The sequence below is a fragment of the Microbacterium sp. BWR-S6Y genome, assembly GCF_041379845.1.
Lineage (GTDB): Bacteria > Actinomycetota > Actinomycetes > Actinomycetales > Microbacteriaceae > Microbacterium > Microbacterium hydrothermale.
Map to the genome: position 1 here is coordinate 335,469 of NZ_JBFECV010000001.1, position 19,859 is coordinate 355,327.

Here is a 19,859-nt window from a genome sequence, read left to right on the forward strand (position 1 = left end):
CGGATGCCGGACCCCGCCCGCGCGCTGGGGAGCAGGAGATCGCGCGAGAACAGGCCGGGAGCCCCGGCATCCGTCCTGTTCTCGCCGGATCCCCTGTTCTCGACGACCCGCGCGGACGCACGGCGGCCTGATCGACGCCCTGAGGACCCCCACCGACGAACGCGGCGACATCCCGGAGGATGCCACCGCGCTCGGGGAGGATCAGAATCCGCCGTCGAGACCCACCGCGATGGGCGAATCGTCGTCGCTCACGATCGGGATAGCCGCGGTGACGATGGGCACCGACGCCGAGAGCAGGGTGCCGTCCTCGCGCACCGAGCCCTCGAGCTGGCGGATCGACGGGCGACCCGGACGCACCGGGCCCTGACCGTGCAGGGCGACGCGCACGGTCTCGCCCGGGGCGACCGTGTACTCGACGTCGCGCACCGCGAAGGCGACGGGGCCGCCGTCGTTCCCGGCCCGCAGAGTGAGCGCGGTCGCGGTGAGGGTGACGTCCAGGCGCGTCCCGTGCCAGTGCAGCACGTACGACAGCTCGGGCCAGTCGGCGGGCAGTCGGGGGTCGAAGGTCAGGCGACCGAAGTGGTCGCGCATGCCGCCGAAGCCGCTCACCAGCGCCGTCCACACTCCGCCGGCCGACGCGACGTGCACGCCGTCGGAGGCATTGTGGTGCAGATCGCCGAGGTCGACGAACGCGGCCTGACGGAAGTACTCCAGCGCCAGGTCCTGATAGCCCACCTCGGCCGCGAGGATCGACTGCACCACGGCCGACAGCGTGGAATCGCCCGTGGTCAGCGGGTCGTAGTACTCGAAGTCGGCGAGCTTCTCGGCATCCGTGAAGTGGTTTCCCTGCAGGAACAGCGCGAGCACCACGTCGGCCTGCTTGAGCACCTGGTACCGGTAGATCACCAGCGGGTGGAAGTGCAGCAGCAGCGGTCGCTGGTCGGGCGGGGTGTTCTCGAGGTCCCAGATCTCGCGCTCGAGGAACACGGCGTCCTGGGGATGGATGCCGAGGGCCTCGCTGAACGGGATGTGCATGGCCTCGGCCGCCTTCTCCCACCGCTCGGGCTCCGAGGGGTCGAGGTTCATGCGGTCGGCCATCTGCGCGTACGCGTCGGGGTCGTTCTCGGCCAGGTCGCGCACGGTGCGCGCGGCGAAGCGCAGGTTGAAGCGCGCCATGACGTTGGTGAAGAGGTTGTCGTTGACGACGGTGGTGTACTCGTCGGGCCCCGTGACGCCGTGGATGTGGAACGAGTCGTGCTCGCCGTCGGCCGCGGCGTCGCTGGAGCGCCAGAAGCCGAGCGTCGACCACAGCCGCGCGGTGTCGACCGCGATGTCCACGCCCTCACGGGCGAGGAACTCCTCGTCGCCCGTGGCGCGCACGTACTTCGCGAGCGCGAACGAGACGTCGGCGTTGATGTGGTACTGGGCGGTGCCGGCCGCGTAGTAGGCCGAGGCCTCCTCGCCGTTGATGGTGCGCCACGGGAACAGCGCGCCCGCCTCGTTGAGCTGGTGCGCGCGCTTTCGCGCGGCGGGCAGCATGAGGTACCGCATGCGCAGGGCGTTGCGCGCCCACAGCGGCGACGTGTACGCCAGGAACGGCAGCACGTACACCTCGGTGTCCCAGAAGTAGTGGCCGCTGTAGCCCGATCCGGTGACGCCCTTGGCCGGCACGCCCTGTCCGTCGGCGCGCGCGGCGGCCTGTGCGAGCTGGAACAGGCACCAGCGCGTCGCCTGCTGCAGGTCGCCGTGACCGCCGATGCGCACGTCGGAGCGGTCCCAGAAGTCGGCGTACCAGGCGATCTGCTTCTCGACCAGGCGGTCGACGCCGGTCTCGACGGCGCGGTCGAGGGTGCGGCGGCAGCGGTCGAGCAGTTCGCCCGCGGGCACGCCCCGCGAGGTGTGGTAGCTCACGAGCTTGGTGATCGTGGTGGGGACGCCCGCCTTCGCGTGCACCCGGTAGACGTTCTTGGCGATGTCGGGCTCGATGAGGCGCCGCGACGTGTACTCGTTCCGCGTGTCGACGAGGTGGTCCGAGATGACGGCGAGCGTCATGCCCGACTCGCTCACCTCGTAGCTCAGCGCCGAACGTTCGCCGTCCTGCCAGTACTCGCGCGGCTGCAGCACGCGGTCGCTGAGCTTCTCGGTCTTGCGCGGGTCGAATCCGGCCCCGGTGGATGCCATCGGCGAACCGCCGTAGATTCCCTCGCCGTCCTGACGGTTGAGCAGCTGGCTGCTGACGGTGACGGGCGCGTCGGCGTCGAGGACGGTGACGGTCAGCCGCAGCACCGCGAGGTGCTTCTCGTCGAACGACACGAAGCGCTCGTCCTCGATGCGCACGCGCTTGCCCGAGGGCGTCACCCACAGGATGTCGCGACGGAGGATCCCCTGGCGCATGTCGAGCACGCGCTCGTACTCGCGCACGTCGGCGACGTCGAGCGAGAGAGGTTCGTCGTCGACGTAGACGCGCATGACCTTGGCATCGGGGGCGTTGATGATCGTCTGGCCGACCTCGGCGAAGCCGTAGGCCTGCTCGGCGTGACGGATCGGGAACGTCTCGTGGAACCCGTTGATGAAGGTGCCCTGCTCCTGGGCGAAGCGGCCCTCGATCGAGTTGCCGCGCAGCCCCAGGTAGCCGTTGCCGACGGCGAAGAGGGTCTCGGTGACCCCCACGTCGTCGATCGAGAACTGCGTCTCGACGAGTCGCCACTCGTCGATGGGGAAACGATCGCGATCGATCATCGGGGCGTGCCTTCCGGTGGCGGGTTCGGGTCGGAGCGCGACGGCGTGGAGCCGTCGGCACGGGTGGTGCACGGTCTCGCCGCCCGGGTCGGCGGCGAGGGCGTCGCGCGCAGGCGACGGCTCAGTCTACGAACGCCGCGAGGTCGTCGACGACCACGGTCGCCCCGGCGGCCACGAGGTCGTCGGCGCCGACGCCGCGGTCGACGCCCACGACGACGCCGTAACCGGCGGCCGCGGCCGAGCGCACGCCGCTCAGGGCGTCTTCGACGGCCACGGATCGCGCCGGGTCGACGCCGAGCAGACGCGCGGCCTCGGCGAACACGTCGGGGGCGGGCTTGGATGCCAGGTGGTCGCGCTCGGCGATCACTCCGTCCATCACGACGGGGAAACGGTCTCGGATGCCGGCCGCCTCGAGCACCTCGACGGCGTTCTTCGAACTCGACACGACGGCGATGGGCGTCCCCGCCGTCTGCAGCACGTCGAGGAGCGCGATCGATCCGGGATAGGGGCGGATGCCCTCGCTGCGGAGGATGCGCGAGAACACCTCGTTCTTTCGATTGCCGACGCCGCAGACGGTGTCTTCGCTCGGGTCGTCGGACGGGTCACCCCACGGCACCTCGACGTCGCGGCTGCGCAGCAGGCTCGCGACCCCGTCGTAGCGCTTCTTGCCGTCGACGTACTCGAAGTAGTCGCGGTCGGTGTAGGCCGGCTCGATCTTCCACGCGGCGAACAGCTCGTCGAACATCGTCTTCCACGCGCGCATGTGCACCTCGGCGGTGGGCGTGAGCACCCCGTCGAGGTCGAACAGCACGCCGTCGAACGACGTCAGGTCGGGCAGGTCGGGGCTGTCGGTCACGGCGTGCTCCAGATCGGGGTGCGGTGGCGCGAGCGCCCTCAGCGCCGCCCCTCCAGCGTAGTGGCGGGGCGGCTGCGCGAGGGCTATCGGGCCGCCACCGAGAGGGCGCGTCCGCCGATCCAGACCTCGGACGGATGCCACGCGGCATCCCACTGCACGAGATCGGCCACCGCGCCCTCGGCGATGTGCCCGATGTCGGCGCGATCGAGCGAGCGCGCGGCGTTCTCGGTGCACGCCGAGAGGACCGCGGCGGGATCGAGACCCGCGGCGATCATGCGCCGCACCCCCTCGTCGAGCACGATCCCCGCTCCGGCGATCGTGCCGTCGCGCCGTCGGCCGAGACCGTGCGCGTCGTTGGCGACGGGCTGTCCGCCGAAGTCGCACCAGCGGTCGGCCTCGAGCCCGGCCGTGACGATCGCATCGGTGACCCCGACGGTGCGTCGGCCGGCGGAGGCGAGAACGAGCGAGACCACGCTCGGGTCGAGGTGCTGCGCGTCGATGATCGTGCCGACGAAGAAGCGGTCGTCCGCGAGAACGGCACCGGGCACACCGGGCTCCCGCGGCTTCAGCGGGCGCTGGGCATTGAAGACGTGGGTGGTCATCGTCGCGCCGGCGTCGCCCGCCGCGTGCACCTGCGCCGCGGTGGCGTCGCTGTGGCCGACGGCGACCACGTAGCCCTCGGCGGTCAGTCGGCGCACCGCGTCGAGGGCGCCGGGCAGCTCGGGGGCGAGGGTGACGGTGCGCAGCGCCGCGCGGGCGGCCGGACGCTCGAGCAGGGTGTCGAGGTGCGCGCGGGAGGGGGCGAGCATGAGGTCGGCGCGATGGGCCCCCTTGCGGGCGGGCGAGAGGAACGGCCCCTCGAGGTGCGCGCCGAGCACCCGCGCGACGGGCTCGTCCGCGAAGGTCTCGCGGGCGCGCCCCACCCGCTCGAGGGCGGCGACGGTGTCGGGCAGGGGCGCCGTGATGACGGTCGGCTCGACGCCGGTGACGCCGCGCGCCGCGAGTCCCGCGAGCAGCGTGCGCCACCCGCCCTCGTCGGCCGTCGCGACGTCGACGCCGAACGACCCGTTGACCTGCAGGTCGAGCATCCCGGCGGTCAGGACGCCGTCGACGATGTCGTGGTCCACGCTCTCATCGCCCGTCGCCGGACGGATGCGATCGATCCGCCCCGAGACGACATCGAGCACGACGGGGCCGACGAAGGCTCCCCCGATGAGCGCCCGGGCGGCGCGCAGACGCATCACAGCCCCTGCCCGGCCGGCTTGCCGGCGAACGTCGTGCGGTAGTAGTCGACGAAGGCGAGCTGGCTCGCGGCATCCTCGTCGACGACGACCGTGGCGTGCGGGTGCAGCTGCAGGACCGACGCGGGCCACCGCGCCGAGACCGGACCCTCCACCGCCTCGCGCACGGCCTGGGCCTTTCCTCGGCCGAAGCCGAGCATGACCGCGTGGCGGGCGTCGAGGATCGTCGCCAGTCCCTGCGTCAGGCAGTGGGTGGGAACGCTGTCGATGTCGCCGTCGAAGAACCGGGCGTTGTCCTGCCGGGTGCGGGGGGTCAGGGTCTTCAGGCGCGTCCGGCTCGCGAGGCTCGACATGGGCATGTTGAAGGCGAGGTGACCGTCGGTGCCGATGCCGAGGATCTGCAGATCGATACCGCCCGCGTCGCGGATCAGCCGCTCGTACGCGGGGCCCGCCTCCAGCGGCGCGACGTCGAGATCGCCCGGGCCGACGATCGCGTCGGGGGCGAAGTCGACGTGCTGCTCGAGCTCGGTGCGGATGAACTCGCGGTAGCGCTCGGGGTGTCCCGCGGGCAGGCCCACGTACTCGTCGAGCAGGAACGCCCGCGCCCGCGCGAAGCTCAGCCCCTCCTCGCGATGACGGCGCGCGAGCTCGCGGTACACCGGCAGCGGGGTGGAGCCCGTCGCCAGTCCCAGGACCGCCGCCGGGGTCTCCCGCAGCAGCTGCGCGTAGGCGTCGGCGACGAGGCGCCCGGCCTCCTCGGGGGTCGAGACGATGACGACCTCCATCAGCGCTCCCCGTTCTCTCGTGCGCGGGCTCCGCGGCATCCGGTGTCCATCACAGCACCTCGAGGATGTCGTTCTTGAGCATCTCGGCGCGGGGACCGAAGACGGCCTGCACGTTGTCGCCCACCTCGAGCACCCCCGCGGCTCCGAGCTGCTTCAGTCGCGCGTGGTCGACGAGCGTGCGGTCGGCGACCTCCATGCGCAGCCGCGTGATGCACGCGTCGACGTGCACGAGGTTCGCACGACCTCCGAAGGCGTCGATCAGCTGCTCGGCGGTCGAGCCGGAGGAAGCCGGGGCGGCGGACGCGGCGAGCGGTGGGGACGCGGGGGGCGGCGCGGATGCCGCGACGGAACCGGCGACCGCAGGGCCGGCCGCCGCGGGGTCGGCGTCGGCGTCGACCGCCGGGGCGTCGGCCGCCGGGGCGGAGAGGTCTTCGCGGCCCGGCGTGCGCAGGTTCCACTTCTTGATGACGAGGCGGAACAGCAAATAGTAGACGCCGAAGTAGACCACGCCCATCACGACGAGCAACCAGACGTTGTTCGCCGCCGGGGCCGTGCCGTACAGCAGCAGGTCGAAGAGACCGGCCGAGAACGAGAACCCGAGGTGGATGTCGAGCAGGTAGGCGACGGCGAGCGAGATCCCCGTGAGCACGGCGTGCACGACGTAGAGCGGGAAGGCCGCGAACATGAAGGCGAACTCGAGCGGCTCGGTCACCCCGGTCAGGAACGCGGTGAGACCCGCGGCACCCAGGATGCCGATCGCGGCCTTGCGCTGCGCGGGGTTGGCGAGGTGGATCATCGCGAGGGCGGCGGCCGGGAGGCCGAACATCAGCACCGGGTAGAAGCCCGAGGTGAGGGCGCCGGCGGTGGGGTCGCCCGCCGCGAAGCGCGTGAGCTCACCGGTCACGACGCTGCCGTCGCCCTTGGTGTAGGAGCCCTGCAGGAACCACACGTAGGAGTTGAGGATGTGGTGCAGCCCGAGCGGGATGAGCATGCGGTTGGTGAAGCCGTAGACGAACGCCCCGATCGCGCCGGTCCCGCCGATGAAGGCCCCGAGACCCGTCAGCCCGGTGTTGAAGATCGGGTAGAAGTAGCTGAGCCCGAATCCGACGACGAGGCTCACGAGCGAGACGATGATCGGCACGAACCGTCGTCCTCCGAAGAAGCCCAGGTAGGACGGCAGTTGGATGGTGTGGCACCGGTCGAACAGCCACGCCGTCAGCAGGCCGATGACGATACCGCCGAAGACGCTGTAGTTGATCTGCACCTGGTCGCCCGCGGCGGTGGTCTGTCCGGCCAGCACGACCGGCGACATGGCCTTGAAGACGTTCGCGAGCACGAGGTAGCCGACGACGGCGGCGAGCGCGGTGGATCCGTCGGCCTTCTTGGCGAAGCCGATCGCGACACCGACGGCGAACAGCAGCGCGAGGTTGTCGAACAGGGCTCCTCCGGCGGCGCTCATCGCCTGGAAGAAGGGACCGATGACGGGCAGGTCGATCTGGCCGAGGAGGTCGGGTTGCCCGAGGCGCAGCAGGATGCCGGCCGCCGGCAGGACGGCGATGGGCAGCATCAGGCTCTTGCCCAGGCGCTGCATCTGGGCGAAGCCCGGGATGCCGCGGCGGCGGGAGGCGGGGGCGGCTGTGGCGGTCATGGCGGGTTCTCTTTCGACGGTGAAGGAACGGTTCAGACGAGACGGGTCGGACGGGGCGGGTCAGACGGACAGGAGCGGAGCACCCGGGAGCACGGCCGCGCCGTCGGGGAGGAGGACGGTGACGTCGTCGGCGGAGCGTTCGAGCACCACGACGGGGACGACGCTCGACAGCCCGGCGGCCCGGATCGCGGGGACGTCGTACGCGATCACGGGGGTTCCGGCAGTGACGCGATCCCCCTTCGCGGCGAAGGGGGTGAAGCCCCGGCCCTGCAGCTGCACGGTGTCGAGCCCGAGGTGCACGAGGACGGCGAGACCGTCGTCGGCGACGACGACGAAGGCGTGCGGGAACACCTGCAGCAGCGTGCCGTCGATCGGGGCGACCGCGTCGACGACCTCGGCGGGCGGCTCGATCGCGACGCCCGGCCCCATCGCGCCCTGCGCGAAGAGCTGGTCGGGCACGTCGGCCAGGGCCAGGACGGTTCCCACGAGCGGGGACTGGATGTCGGGCACGGGTACTCCTCGGTGAGACGGTGGGGCTGCGGTCCGCACCACCGGCGCCGCTTAGGCTGGGGAAGAACACCGTTCCCCGGGGCGATGCGCCCACTGGCTCGGACTGGTACGTACCAGTGAAGCTAGTGGTCTCCCTCGCCCGTGTCAACATCGAAAGTCGACGCCGTCATGCCCCGTCTCCCCGATGCCGACGCCCCGGCGGCCTCCGTCACGTCCGGCCCCGTGCCCAAGCACGCCCAGCTTCGCGCCATCCTCCTCGCCGACATCGGCTCGACGTGGCCCGCCCACGCGGCGATCCCCTCGGAGCGCGAGCTGTCGACGCGCCACGGTGTGAGCCGCGCGACGGTCCGCGAAGCCCTGCGTCAGCTCATCGAGGAGCAGAAGCTCTACACGGTGCAGGGCAAGGGCACCTTCGTCGCCGGCGAGCGCGTGCAGTCCCAGCTGCACCTCGCCTCGTTCACCGAGGACATGCGTCGACGGGGGATGGTCGCGACGACCCTCGTGCGTCGCGCGGAGCGCGCCGTCCCGCCTCTCGACGTGCGCGCCGCGCTCGGTCTGCCCGAGGGAGAGCGGGCGTGGTCGATCGAGCGCCTGCGTCTGGCCAACGGCATCCCGATGGCCCTCGAGCTCGGCTGGTACTCGCCGCGCGTCGCCGAGGACCTCGGCGAGCAGGACCTCAGTGCGTCCCTCTACGGCCTGCTGGCCGACCGGTACGGCGTCCGCATCGACGCCGCCGAGCAGACCGTCTGGACCGAGGCGGTCGACGACGCCGTCGCCGAGCCGCTCGCGGTCGTCCCGGGCTCACCGGTGCTGGTGTTCCGTCGCACCTCCCGCGCCGCCGGCCTGCCCGTCGAGCACGTCACGTCGTGGTACCGCGGCGATCGCTACCAGGTGCACATGGCGCTCGCGGGGAGCTGAGGGCTGCTCTCCCCCAGCCCTGGGCGGGCGACGCTCAGGCCGTGACCGACAGCGTCTGCCGCGCGATCTCGAGCTCTTCGTCGGTCGGGACCACGAGCACCTCGACGCGCGAGGAGTCGGTGGAGATGCGTCGGATGCCGCGCTCTCGCGCCGCATTGCGTCCGGGGTCGATCTCGACCCCCGCGAAGCCGAGCGTCGCCATCGCCTCCGCGCGGACGGCGGGCGCGTTCTCGCCCACTCCCGCGGTGAACGAGATCACGTCGACGCCGTCGAGCTGGGCGAGGTACGCGCCGGCGTAGGCGCGCAGACGGTGGATGTAGACGTCGAAGGCGAGCCGCGCGGCCGGGTCGCCGGCATCCCGGCGCTCCTGGATGTCGCGCATGTCGGAGACACCCGCGATGCCGAGCAGGCCCGACCGCTTGTTCAGCAGCGTGTCGAGGTCGGGGATCGACATCTCGGCGCGACGGGCGAGTTGCAGCAGGACGGCGGGGTCGAGGTCACCGGAGCGCGTGCCCATGACCAGACCCTCGAGGGGCGTGAGGCCCATCGACGTGTCGACCGACCGACCGCCCTCGATCGCGGCGACCGAGGCGCCGTTGCCGAGGTGGAACACGATCTGCTTGAGCTCCGCGAGTGGACGGCCGACGAAGGCGGCGGCGGCCTCGCTGACGAACTTGTGGCTCGTGCCGTGGAAGCCGTAGCGGCGGATGCGGTGCGCCTCGGCGACCTCGCGATCGATCGCGTAGGTGTACGCCTCGGGGGCGAGCGACTGGTGGAACGCGGTGTCGAAGACGGCGACGTGCGGGACGGCAGGGAACGCCTTCTTGGCCGCGACGATGCCCGCGAGGTTCGCCGGGTTGTGCAGGGGGGCGAGCACCGACAGCTCGTCGATGTTGATCTCGACGAGGGGGGTGACCACGGTGGGCGCGAAGAACCGCGCGCCGCCGTGCACGACGCGGTGGCCGACGGCGACCGGCGGATGCGCGTCGAGGGAGGGTCCGTGCGCGGCGAAGGCGTCGAGCATGACCGCGAACCCGGCGGTGTGATCCGGGATCTCGCGCTCGATCGTGTACGTGGCATCCGTCACCGTCGGCGCCGGGGCGTCGGCGGCGGCGAGTGCGGCGGCCTTCACCGTGTGCCGCGCCGTTCCCCCGGTCCCTGAGCCTGTCGAAGGGTCGCCGATGCGTTCGACCAGGCCCGAGGCGAGCACGCGCTCGTGCGCCATGTCGAGCAACTGGTACTTGAACGACGACGATCCGCTGTTGACGACGAGCACGACGCTCATTCGGGGCTCCCCTGGGCCTGGATCGCGGTGATCGCGATGGTGTTGACGATGTCGTCGACGAGGGCTCCGCGCGACAGGTCGTTGATGGGCTTGTTCAGGCCCTGCAGCACCGGCCCGATCGCGACGGCACCGGCCGAGCGCTGCACGGCCTTGTAGGTGTTGTTGCCGGTGTTGAGGTCGGGGAAGACAAACACCGTGGCGCGCCCCGCCACCGCGGACCCGGGCATCTTGGCCCGCGCGACGGCCGCGTCGGCGGCGGCGTCGTACTGGATCGGACCCTCGACGAGCAGTTCGGGGGCGCGCTCGCGCACGAGGGCCGTCGCCGCACGGACCTTCTCGACGTCGGCGCCCGTGCCCGACTCGCCGGTCGAGTACGACAGCATCGCCACGCGGGGGGCGATGCCGAACTGCTCGGCGGTGGCCGCCGACGACACGGCGATGTCGGCGAGCTGCTCGCTCGTGGGATCGGGGATGACGGCGCAGTCGCCGTAGACGAGCACGCGGTCGGCCAGCGCCATGAGGAACACGCTCGAGACGACCGAGACGCCGGGGGCGGTCTTGATGATCTCGAAGGCCGGGCGGATCGTGTGCGCGGTGGTGTGCGCGGCGCCCGAGACCATGCCGTCGGCGAGCCCCAGGTGCACCATCAGGGTGCCGAAGTACGAGACGTCGGTGACGGTGTCGGCGGCCTGGGCGTAGGTGACGCCCTTGTGGGCGCGCAGCCGCGCGTACTCGGTGGCGAACTTGTCGACGTGCACGGCGTCGAAGGGGCTCAGCACCTCCGCGTCGCGGATGTCGATGCCCAGCTCGATCGCGCGTCCGCGCACCTCGATCGGCTCGCCCAGGATGGTGAGGTCGGCGATCCCGCGCGAGAGGACGGTCGCCGCCGCACGCAGCACGCGATCGTCGGTGCCCTCCGGTAGCACGATGCGCCTCTTGTCGGCGCGGGCCCGGTCGACCAGACCGTACTCGAACATCAGGGGGGTGACGACGCTCGGTCGGGCGACGCCGAGTTCGCGCGTGAGCAGCTCGGTGTCGACGTGGCGCTCGAACAGCGCGAGCGCGGTGTCGTAGCGGTGCTGGGAGTCGGCGGCCAGGCGCCCGCGCGTGTTCATGATGCGCACGGCGGTGTCGTAGGTGCCGAGGTCGGTGGCGATGATCGGCAGCGGAGAGCCCAGGCCGTCGATGAGCCGCACGATCGAGTCGGGCAGCTCGAACCCTCCGTTGAGCACGATTCCGGCCAGCGAGGGGAAGGTCCCCGAGGCGTTGGCCAGCAGAGCGGCGAGGAGCACCTCGGTGCGGTCGGCGGGGATGACGACGACCGCCGACTCCTGCAGGCGCGGCAGCACGTTCACCATCGACATGCCCGCCACGACGACGCCGAGCACTTCGCGCGTGAGCAGGGCCGGGTCGCCCTTGATGAGCTCGCCCTCGACCGAGCGCAGCACGCCGCGCACCGAGGGGGCGATGAGGAAGCGGTCCTCGGGCAGCGCCCACACCGGCACGGTGCGGCCGTCGGCTCCGGCGACCGGGGCCGCGTCGACGACCTGCCGCACGGATGCCACGATCTCGTCGAGGTGGTCGGCGTCGGCGCGGTTGGCGATCACGGCGAACAGCGCCGCGCGCTCGTGCTGCAGCTCGGAGATCGCGAGCGAGGCGATCTGTCCGACCTCTTGCGGGGTGCGGGCGACCGACAGGCCCAGCGTCTCACTGTGTCCCTGCTGCGCGCGGCCGCCGAGCACGAGCAGCACGGGGGCGCCGAGGTTGGCGGCGATGCGCGCGTTGTAGGCGAGCTCAGCGGGGCTGCCGACGTCGGTGTAGTCGCTGCCGATGATGACCACGGCGTCGCACTGCGCCTCGACGGCCTTGTAGCGCTCGACGATGCGGGCCAGGGCCGCATCGGCGTCGTCGCGCACGTCGTCGTAGGTGACGCCGACGCAGTCGTCGTACGCGAGGTCGACGCTGTCGTGGTCGAGCAGCATCTCGAGCACGTAGTCGCGTTCGGCCGTGGAGCGCGCGATGGGGCGGAACACCCCCGCGCGCGGCGTCACGCGGCTGAGGGCGTCGAGGACGCCCAGAGCCACGGAGGATTTGCCCGAATGACCTTCGGCCGACGTGATGTAGATGCTCTGCGTCACGCATCCAGCCTAGAGCGGGCCCCCGACACCGCCCCGGGGTTGCTTCGGCGTCGAGTGATCAGGACGCCTGCCGCCTAAGCTCGCGATCGTGACCTCCGATCCCGCGCTCCCCGGCACCACCGTCCCCGACCACCGCGGACGCACCGGCCTGCACCTGACCGGACGCGACCTCGACCGCAACCCGCGCGTGCAGGTCGCCGAGGTGCGCCTGCTCGCCGCCGGCTGGCACGTGCTGCGCGCCACGACGTTCCGCTACCGCGGCGACGACGGCGAGTGGAGCACGCAGACGCGCGAGACGTACGACCGCGGCAACGGCGCGACGATCCTGCTCTACGACCCGTCGCGGCGCACCGTGCTGCTCACGCGCCAGTTCCGCTACCCCGTGTACGTCAACGCCCACCCCGACGGCATGCTCATCGAGACCGCGGCGGGACTCCTCGACGACGACGATCCGGTGACGGCGATCCGCCGCGAGGCCGAGGAGGAGACCGGCGTCCGGGTTGACGAGGTCGAGCACGTCTTCGACGTCTACATGAGCCCGGGATCGGTCACCGAACGCCTGCACTTCTTCGCGGCGGCCTACGACGGCGCCGAACGGGAGGGCGACCGGGGCGGTCTCGCCGAGGAGGACGAGGAGATCGAGATCCTCGAATACGACATCGACGAGGCCCTGTCGATGATCCGCACCGGCGCGATCCAGGATGCCAAGACGATCATGCTGCTGCAGTGGGCGGTGCTGGACGGGCCCTTCTCCCCCGGCCGCTGACGCGCCGACGCGATCACGGTCGCGGGGCGCCGTCAATCTTGGCGGCATCTGGGAGGGCCGGCTCTACAGTCGGGTCCGTCGGTGCTCCCGCTCCGGCACGGGCGGCCCGTCCCGCCCCGGACCGGAGGATCCCCGCATGCTCACCGCCCTCAACCCCTTCGACGCGGCATCCGTGCTGCAGGCCTTCGGGCCGTTCGTCCTCGCCGGGATCGCCCTGCTCGTCTTCATCGAGTCGGGGGTGCTGTTCCCCTTCCTCCCCGGCGACTCGCTGCTGGTCACGGCGGCCATCCTCAGCGGCCCCCTCGGCATCGCCCCGTGGCAGGTCGCGCTCGTCGCCTCGGTCGCGGCGCTCGCGGGCGATCAGGTGGGCTTCTGGCTCGGCCGACGGTTCGGACGGCGCCTCTTCCGCGACGACGCGCGCCTTCTGACCACCGCGCGTCTCGCCGAGGCCGAGGCCTTCTTCGCCCGGTGGGGCGGCCTCTCGCTCGTCGTCGGCCGCTTCGTCCCGATCGTGCGCACGTACGTCCCCCTCGTCGCCGGCGCCGCCGACATGCCCTACCGACGCTTCCTGCTCTGGAACGCGGTCGGCGCCGTCGGCTGGTCGTGCGCGATGACCCTGGTGGGGGTCCTGCTGGGCGGCATCCCGTTCATCGCTCACAACATCGACGTGCTCGTGATCGTGATCGTCGCGGTATCGGTCCTGCCGGTGGTCATCGCGGCGGTGCGGCGACGGCGCGCCGGCCGAGAGGACGGGCAGCCGGTGGAGGGTCATCGCTGAAGCGTCGGGGCCGACCCGCCTGTTTCCGGGCAAAGAAAAGACCCTCCGCGCACCCGGTAGAGCCTGGTTACCCTTGCTACGTTTCCGTCCTGGGGGAGTTGGCCTGGATGCCGCCACGCGGAGAGCCGTGTACAGCTTACCCGATGCGCGTCACACCATCAGCGGGGCGAGGGCGTCGGCCGCCGGGCGCAGCGCCGAGAGCACGTCGCCGGGCTCGTCGACACGGTGCCGCGGGCCCGAGAACGCCACGGCTCCCGCGGCGAGCCCGCTCGCATCGCGGATCGGGACCGCCAGGCATCCGGAGGCCGCGACCAGCTCTCCGCTCTGGCGTGTCGCGCCCCAGCGCGCGAGGTCGTCGCGCGCGCGCTCGAGCTCGGGGCTACCCGCGTCGCCCTGGGACAGCAGCATGAGCCGGCCGAGCGCGTAGCGCGCCGGTTCGCGGGCGAGACGCGCCTCGTCCGACAGCGGGAAGTCGGGGTCGGCATCCAGCACCGCGATTCTCCCGTCGACGAAGAGCGCCACGTGCACTCCCCCGCGCAGGGCGGAGCGCGCCTCGGCGAGCACCGCCCGCGCGGCCGACGACAGGCGCGCGGGCGGTGCCACGACGGCGGCGAGCTGTGCCACCTTGGCTCCGAGAGCGAAGCCGGCGAGATCGGGGGTCCGGACGAGGTACTCGTCCTCGACGAGGAGGTTCACCAGACGGTAGGTCGTCGCCCGCGGCAGACCGAGCTCCGCGGACAGCCGTTGGGCGCTGACCCCGGCCCCGAGCTGGGCGACGGCCTCGAGCACGGCCAGCGCCGAGTGCACGGCGCCCGGCTGCCGTGCGGCGAGCGCCGGCTGCTCACGCATCATCGGGATGCCGCGGCGACACCACTCCCCCGAGCACCTGCGCCGCGACCGGCTCGTCGTACGCGCCGAGGGCCCCCGGGCCGTGGCGCCGTCGGAGGACGACGATGACGCCGCCGGACACGACGATCAGCGCCGCGACGACCGCGACGACCGTGCCCCCGGAGGCGAGGTCGTCGACGAAGAACGACACGAGCGCCGCGGCGAGCGCGAGCGCGGAGACCCCGGCGATGATCGTGGCCCCGACCGTCGATTCGCCGATGCGCCGGAGGAACACGGGGGCGGCGACGCAGACGAGGATGTAGGCGACGATGTAGCCCGCCGCCCCCACCCCGATCGTGACGTGCATCGCGTCGCGGGTATCGATCCCGGTGACCGCCACCCCGACCGGCACGGCGGTGATGAGCGGCAACGCCCAGGCCACCGCCGCCGCGGGGGTGCCGAAACGGGCGTGCGTGCGACCGACGACCGCCGGCAGCACCCCGTCGCGGCTCAGCGCGAACAGCACCCGCACGAGCGCGGTGGTCGTGCCGATCGCGCAGGCGAGGAACGACGCCGCGATGCCGAGATCGGCCACGACGCCCCACCCGCCGAGGCCGTACGCCTCGGCGAGCTCATTGACCGGCGAGGCGCTGAGGGCGAGATCGGCGCCCAGCGCGTCGAAGCCCGCGACCTGCGTCACCGCGGCGAGCACGTAGAGGAGCCCCGACAACACCACGGTGCCGGTGATCGCACGGGGGACGTTGCGCAGCGGCGACACCGATTCGACGCTGAGGGTGGCCGCGGATTCGAACCCGACGAACGCCGTCAGCGCGATCACCGCCGCCGCCGCGAACGCGGTCGGATCGAGGTCGGCCCCGCCGATTCCCGCGACCGCCGTCAGGTCGATCGGGCCGATCTGCACGAGGAGAGCGATGAGGAGCACCACGATCAGCGCCACCGACAGGGTCTCGACGACGAGCGCCGCTCGCGCGGAGATCCGGATGCCGCGGACGAGGACGAACGCGACGAGAAGCCCCTGTCCCACGACGAAGAGAGCGGTGACGAGCGCGCGATCGATCGAGGGCCAGAGCCCCGCCACCAGGTAGGTGGCGTAGTACGCACCACCCAGCAGCGCGAACATGGCCACCGCGCCGTACCCCGTGAGGATCGCCGCCCCCGCGGCGAGACCGGCCCGCGTGCCGAGGCCGCGAGCGGTGTAGGTGTACAGCGCGCCCGTGGCGGCGAAGCGCCGCGCGAACTGCGAGATCGTGCGGGCGACGCCGAGGCTCAGGATCGCCGCGGCCACGATCGCGGCGACCGTCGCGCCCGGGGCGAAGCCCGCGACCAGCAGCACCACCGTCGTCGCCGCCGCGGCCGGGGCGACCGCCGCGACCGATTGGGCCGCGAGATCGATGACGCCGATGCGGCGTCGTTCGAGTCCGTGCAGGGGCGAGCGGTCGCCGAAGCCGGCGACGGGATCGGGGCGCGCAATGGCGCGGGCGAGTGCAGTCACGTGGTCTCCGTCGGGTGGTGCCGACCGTACGCGCCAGGCATTGCACCCGGGCGACCCGCATGTTTCGGGCTGGTGACCCCGAGTGAGACACGCCCCGGGCAGCCGTCTCACTCGGCGAGCCCACTCCTTCACGCCGCCCACACGGCCCGGCAACGGGGGTGGGGGAACCTCGGACTCACCAACCGCGCTCTCCCGCTCGAATCCCGCCCCACCCGAACACGTAAGGAACCGATATGACCCAGCTCGAGTCGAAGGGGGTGGCGGCGTCCGCGAAGCGGACTCTGCAGGGCTCCCTCGGTGTCACGGCGATCATCTTCATGGTGGTCGCCGCCGCATCGCCGCTCACCGTCGTCGGCGGCGCCGGCCCCCTCGGCATCCTGATCGGCAACGGGGTGGGATACCCCGCCCTCTACGCCGTCAGCGCCGTCATCCTGCTCCTGTTCGCCGTGGGGCTCGCGGCCATGACCCGGCACGTGCCCCGCCCCGGCGCCTTCTTCACCTACATCGGGTACGGGCTGGGACGCCCCTCCGGTCTCGCCGCCGTGTGGACCGCGATCCTCACCTACACGACCATCCAGGTCGCGGTCTACGGCTACGTCGGGTATCTGCTCGAGATCACGATCGTGTCGGTGGGCGGACCCGACCTCCCGTGGTGGCTGTACGCACTCGCGACCGTCGCGCTCGTCGGGGTGCTGGGCTACCGACACATCGACCTGTCCAGCAAGGTGCTCGGCATCCTCCTCATCGCGGAGGTCGCGATCGTCCTCGTGCTCGTCGGTGCGGTGGTGCTCGACGGCGGCCCCGAGGGACTGAGCCTCGCCCCCTTCGAACCGGCGAACATCGCCAGCGGCTCCCCCGGCGTGGGCCTGATGTTCGCCATCGCCGCGTTCATCGGCTTCGAGGCCACCGCGATCTTCCGCGACGAGGCTCGTGACCCCGACCGCACGATCCCGCGCGCCACCTACGGCGCCGTCATCGGTATCGGCGTCTTCTACACGCTGTCGACCTGGGGACTGGTGATGGCCTGGGGGCCGAACGGCGTCCTCGCCGCCGCCGCCGAGAACCCCGCGACGCTCATGCTCCGCACCGTGGCGATCTACCTCGGCACGGTCGGCGAGGTCATCGTGAACGTTCTGCTGCTGACGTCGATGTTCGCGTGCGTGCTGTCGTTCCACAACGTCCTGACGCGCTACCAGCACGCCATGTCGAGTGCCGGGGTGCTTCCCGAGTCGGTATCCGGCGTGCATGCGCGCCACCTCTCGCCGCACGTGTCCTCGATCGTGCAGACCGCGACCGCGGGCGTTCTCCTCGCGGCGTTCGCGTTGCTCGGGCTCGACCCGCTTCTGCAGGTGTTCACCTGGCTCTCCGGCGTCGCGACCGTGGCCATCGTCATCTTGATGGCGGTCACCTCGATCGCCGTGATCGTCTACTTCACCCGCAACCGCCAGGATCGGCGCCCGTGGAACACGGTGATCGCCCCGGCACTGGGCTTCGTGGGACTCGCGATCTCGGCCGTCGTGATCGTCGCGTACTTCCCCGTGATGGTGGGCGACGTCGACGCCGACGGCGCACCCACCTTCGGTGCCGTCACGTGGGCGCTGCTCGCGCTCGTGGTCGTCGTCCCCGCGTTCGGGTACGCCCAGGCCGCCTGGATCCGCCGCCGCCGTCCCGCGGCCTACGCCAAGCTCACCGACGCCATCGCGGGCTGACCGGATGCCGCGGCCGTGCGTCGCGGCATCCCTCCCGCATCTTCCCGCCCCACCCGTTCCCTCCGAGAGAGACATCATGACCCTCACCGATCCGACCTCCACCACCTTCACCGCCCCCGCGGCTCCGGCCCATCCACTGGCCTCCCTCTCCCCCGCCGAGATCACCGCGGTCCACGCGATCGTGTCGGGCCTCGACGGCCTCGACGAGGCGACCCGCTTCGCTTACGTCGGCCTCGAAGAGGCGCCCAAGGCCGAGGTCCTCGCGTGGGAGCGCGGCGAGACCCCGTTCCCCGAGCGCCGCGCGCGCGTCCAGCTGCTGAACCTGCGCACCGCTCACTCGCTCGATGTCGTCGTCTCCCTCGCCAGCGGCGAGGTGCTGCGCCAGACCGAGCTCGACGGCTCCGACGGGCAGCTGCCCATCCTCGACGCCGAGTTCGAAGAGGTCGGTGTCATCGCGAACGAGAGCGCCGAGTGGGTCGCCGCGCTCGCGGCGCGGGGCCTCACCACCGCCGACGTCGTGCTCGTGCCGCTGTCGGCCGGCCACTACGGCTACGAGAACGAGGTGGGGCGGAGGGTGCTGCGCACTTTCGCCTTCCGCCAGGATCACCCCGCCGACCACCCCTGGGCGCACCCCGTCGACGGCCTCACCGCCTACATCGACGTCGCCGACCGGCGCATCATCGACATCGTCGACACCCCGGGCTTCACGGTGCCCGAGACGCACGGCAACTTCGACGACCCCGAGCTGCAGGGGCCGCCGCTGGAGGGCCTGAAACCGATCGTCATCACGCAGCCCGAGGGCTCGAGCTTCACCGTCGACGACGAGCACGTCACGTGGGGCGAGTGGGACCTGCGCATCGGCTTCGACACCCGCGAGGGTCTGATCCTGCGTCAGCTCTCGTTCGCCGGGCGACCGGTGATGTACCGCGGCTCGATCAGCGAGATGGTCGTGCCCTACGCCGACCCCGCACCCAACCGGTTCTGGCAGAACTACTTCGACACGGGCGAGTACCTCTTCGGCCGGTACACGAACGAACTCGAGCTCGGCTGCGACTGCGTCGGCGACATCACCTACGTCGACGCCGTGCTGTCGGATGAGAACGGGATGCCGCGCACCATCCGCAACGCGGTGTGCATGCACGAGGAGGACTTCGGCACCCTCTGGAAGCACACCGACCTCTTCACCGGGTCGAGCGAGGTCCGTCGCTCCCGGCGCCTGGTCATCTCGTTCTTCACGACGGTGGGCAACTACGACTACGGCTTCTACTGGTACCTCTACCTCGACGGCACCATCGAGTGCGAGGCCAAGCTCACCGGCATCCTGTTCACCTCCGCCTACCCCGGTGAGGGCTACCCGTTCGCGTCCGAGGTGGCTCCGGGACTCGGGGCGCCGTATCACCAGCACCTGTTCTCGGCGCGACTGGACATGACCGTCGACGGAGTCGCCAACGTCGTCAACGAGATCGACGCGGTGCGCGTGCCGATCTCCGCCGACAACCCCGCCGGCAACGCCTTCACCAAGAAGGTGACACCGATCACCTCCGAGAAGGTGTCGGGTCGTCTCGCAGACGGAGCGGTCAGCCGCGTCTGGCAGATCGCCTCGACCGAGAAGACCACCGAACGCGGTCAGGCGACCTCGTACATGCTGTTCCCCACCGAGACGCCGGTCCTGCTGGCCGATGACGACTCGTCCATCGCAGCACGCGCGGCGTTCGCCACCAAGAATCTGTTCGTCACGAAGTACGACCCCGACGAGCGCTACGCCGCGGGCGACTTCGTCAACCAGCACCCGGGCGGAGCCGGCATCCCCGCGTTCATCGCCGGCGACGAGCCCCTCGTCGGCGAAGACCTCGTGCTCTGGCACACGTTCGGCCTCACGCACTTCCCGCGCAACGAGGACTGGCCCGTCATGCCCATGGACTACGCGAAGTTCACGCTCAAGCCCTACAACTTCTTCGAACGCAACCCCGTGCTGAACGTCCCCGCGCCGGCGAACACGCACTGCACCCCCGCGGCCGGGCACGGGCACGGGCAGCACGCGGACGCCCCGGCATCCGGCGCGCACGGTCACGAGCACGGCGCGCGCGGTCACGAGCACGGCGCGCACGGTCACGACGGACACGGCGACACGCACCACGGTTGAAT

15 protein-coding genes and 1 other RNA gene are annotated in these 19,859 nt (G+C 71.5%); 5 read left to right on the forward strand and 11 right to left on the reverse strand.

The features are described 5' to 3' along the window. Nucleotides 1–201 precede the first annotated feature (201 nt). From AB1K56_RS01540 to AB1K56_RS01565, 6 genes are all read right to left on the reverse strand, one after another. On the reverse strand, nt 202–2,739 hold the full coding sequence (locus tag AB1K56_RS01540; RefSeq protein ID WP_371204235.1) for a glycoside hydrolase family 65 protein: 2,538 nt from the start codon (nt 2,737–2,739) through the stop codon (nt 202–204). Between the two features lie 121 nt (nt 2,740–2,860). After that, a complete protein-coding gene (locus AB1K56_RS01545) occupies nt 2,861–3,595 on the reverse strand; it encodes an HAD family hydrolase (protein WP_371204236.1) in 735 nt (244 codons plus the stop codon). A gap of 83 nt (nt 3,596–3,678) precedes the next feature. Next, entirely contained in the window at nt 3,679–4,836 is a 1,158-nt protein-coding gene (locus tag AB1K56_RS01550) for an N-acetylglucosamine-6-phosphate deacetylase (protein WP_371204646.1), read from the reverse strand. After that, nucleotides 4,836–5,621: a glucosamine-6-phosphate deaminase gene (nagB, locus tag AB1K56_RS01555; RefSeq protein ID WP_371204237.1), complete on the reverse strand. Its 786-nt coding sequence runs from the start codon at nt 5,619–5,621 to the stop codon at nt 4,836–4,838. Before nagB ends, AB1K56_RS01550 begins: the two co-directional genes overlap by 1 nt. 49 nt (nt 5,622–5,670) lie before the next feature. Further along, the gene (locus AB1K56_RS01560) at nt 5,671–7,269 is read right to left on the reverse strand and encodes a PTS transporter subunit EIIC (RefSeq protein WP_371204238.1); all 1,599 of its coding nucleotides are present in this window, start codon (nt 7,267–7,269) and stop codon (nt 5,671–5,673) included. Nucleotides 7,270–7,329: 60 nt separating this feature from the next. Next, the gene (locus AB1K56_RS01565; RefSeq protein ID WP_371204239.1) at nt 7,330–7,779 is read right to left on the reverse strand and encodes a PTS glucose transporter subunit IIA; all 450 of its coding nucleotides are present in this window, start codon (nt 7,777–7,779) and stop codon (nt 7,330–7,332) included. A 168-nt stretch (nt 7,780–7,947) separates the two neighbouring features. Here AB1K56_RS01565 and AB1K56_RS01570 point away from each other — a divergent pair, with 168 nt between their 5' ends. Beyond that, nucleotides 7,948–8,697 (forward strand): GntR family transcriptional regulator, encoded by a 750-nt coding sequence (locus AB1K56_RS01570; RefSeq protein ID WP_371204240.1) that lies wholly within the window; start codon nt 7,948–7,950, stop codon nt 8,695–8,697. 34 nt (nt 8,698–8,731) lie between these two features. On the opposite strand, the gene AB1K56_RS01575 is transcribed toward AB1K56_RS01570, so the two are convergent. Then, on the reverse strand, nt 8,732–9,982 hold the full coding sequence (locus tag AB1K56_RS01575; protein ID WP_371204241.1) for an acetate/propionate family kinase: 1,251 nt from the start codon (nt 9,980–9,982) through the stop codon (nt 8,732–8,734). Next, nucleotides 9,979–12,120 carry a phosphate acetyltransferase gene (gene pta / locus AB1K56_RS01580; protein ID WP_371204242.1) on the reverse strand — a complete coding sequence of 714 codons (2,142 nt, stop codon included), beginning with the start codon at nt 12,118–12,120 and terminating at the stop codon, nt 9,979–9,981. The genes AB1K56_RS01575 and pta overlap by 4 nt, the downstream gene beginning before the upstream one ends. A gap of 88 nt (nt 12,121–12,208) precedes the next feature. Here pta and AB1K56_RS01585 point away from each other — a divergent pair, with 88 nt between their 5' ends. Further along, nucleotides 12,209–12,886 carry an NUDIX domain-containing protein gene (locus tag AB1K56_RS01585; RefSeq protein ID WP_371204243.1) on the forward strand — a complete coding sequence of 226 codons (678 nt, stop codon included), beginning with the start codon at nt 12,209–12,211 and terminating at the stop codon, nt 12,884–12,886. 136 nt (nt 12,887–13,022) lie between these two features. Next, complete coding sequence (locus AB1K56_RS01590) at nt 13,023–13,664, forward strand: DedA family protein (protein WP_371204244.1); 642 nt, start codon at nt 13,023–13,025, stop codon at nt 13,662–13,664. A gap of 33 nt (nt 13,665–13,697) precedes the next feature. Here AB1K56_RS01590 and ffs read toward each other — a convergent pair. From ffs to AB1K56_RS01605, 3 genes are all read right to left on the reverse strand, one after another. Then, nucleotides 13,698–13,794, reverse strand: an RNA gene (gene ffs, locus AB1K56_RS01595) — signal recognition particle sRNA small type. A 20-nt stretch (nt 13,795–13,814) separates the two neighbouring features. After that, nucleotides 13,815–14,513, reverse strand: a complete 699-nt coding sequence (locus tag AB1K56_RS01600) for a helix-turn-helix domain-containing protein (RefSeq protein WP_371204245.1) — start codon at nt 14,511–14,513, stop codon at nt 13,815–13,817. Continuing rightward, complete coding sequence (locus tag AB1K56_RS01605; RefSeq protein ID WP_371204246.1) at nt 14,506–16,005, reverse strand: APC family permease; 1,500 nt, start codon at nt 16,003–16,005, stop codon at nt 14,506–14,508. The genes AB1K56_RS01600 and AB1K56_RS01605 overlap by 8 nt, the downstream gene beginning before the upstream one ends. Nucleotides 16,006–16,238: 233 nt before the next feature. On the opposite strand from AB1K56_RS01605, the gene AB1K56_RS01610 reads away from it, so the two are divergent. Both AB1K56_RS01610 and AB1K56_RS01615 read left to right on the forward strand, forming a co-directional pair. Then, the gene (locus AB1K56_RS01610) at nt 16,239–17,714 is read left to right on the forward strand and encodes an APC family permease (RefSeq protein ID WP_371204247.1); all 1,476 of its coding nucleotides are present in this window, start codon (nt 16,239–16,241) and stop codon (nt 17,712–17,714) included. 76 nt (nt 17,715–17,790) lie between these two features. Next, nucleotides 17,791–19,857 carry a primary-amine oxidase gene (locus AB1K56_RS01615; protein ID WP_371204248.1) on the forward strand — a complete coding sequence of 689 codons (2,067 nt, stop codon included), beginning with the start codon at nt 17,791–17,793 and terminating at the stop codon, nt 19,855–19,857. Nucleotides 19,858–19,859 lie beyond the last annotated feature (2 nt).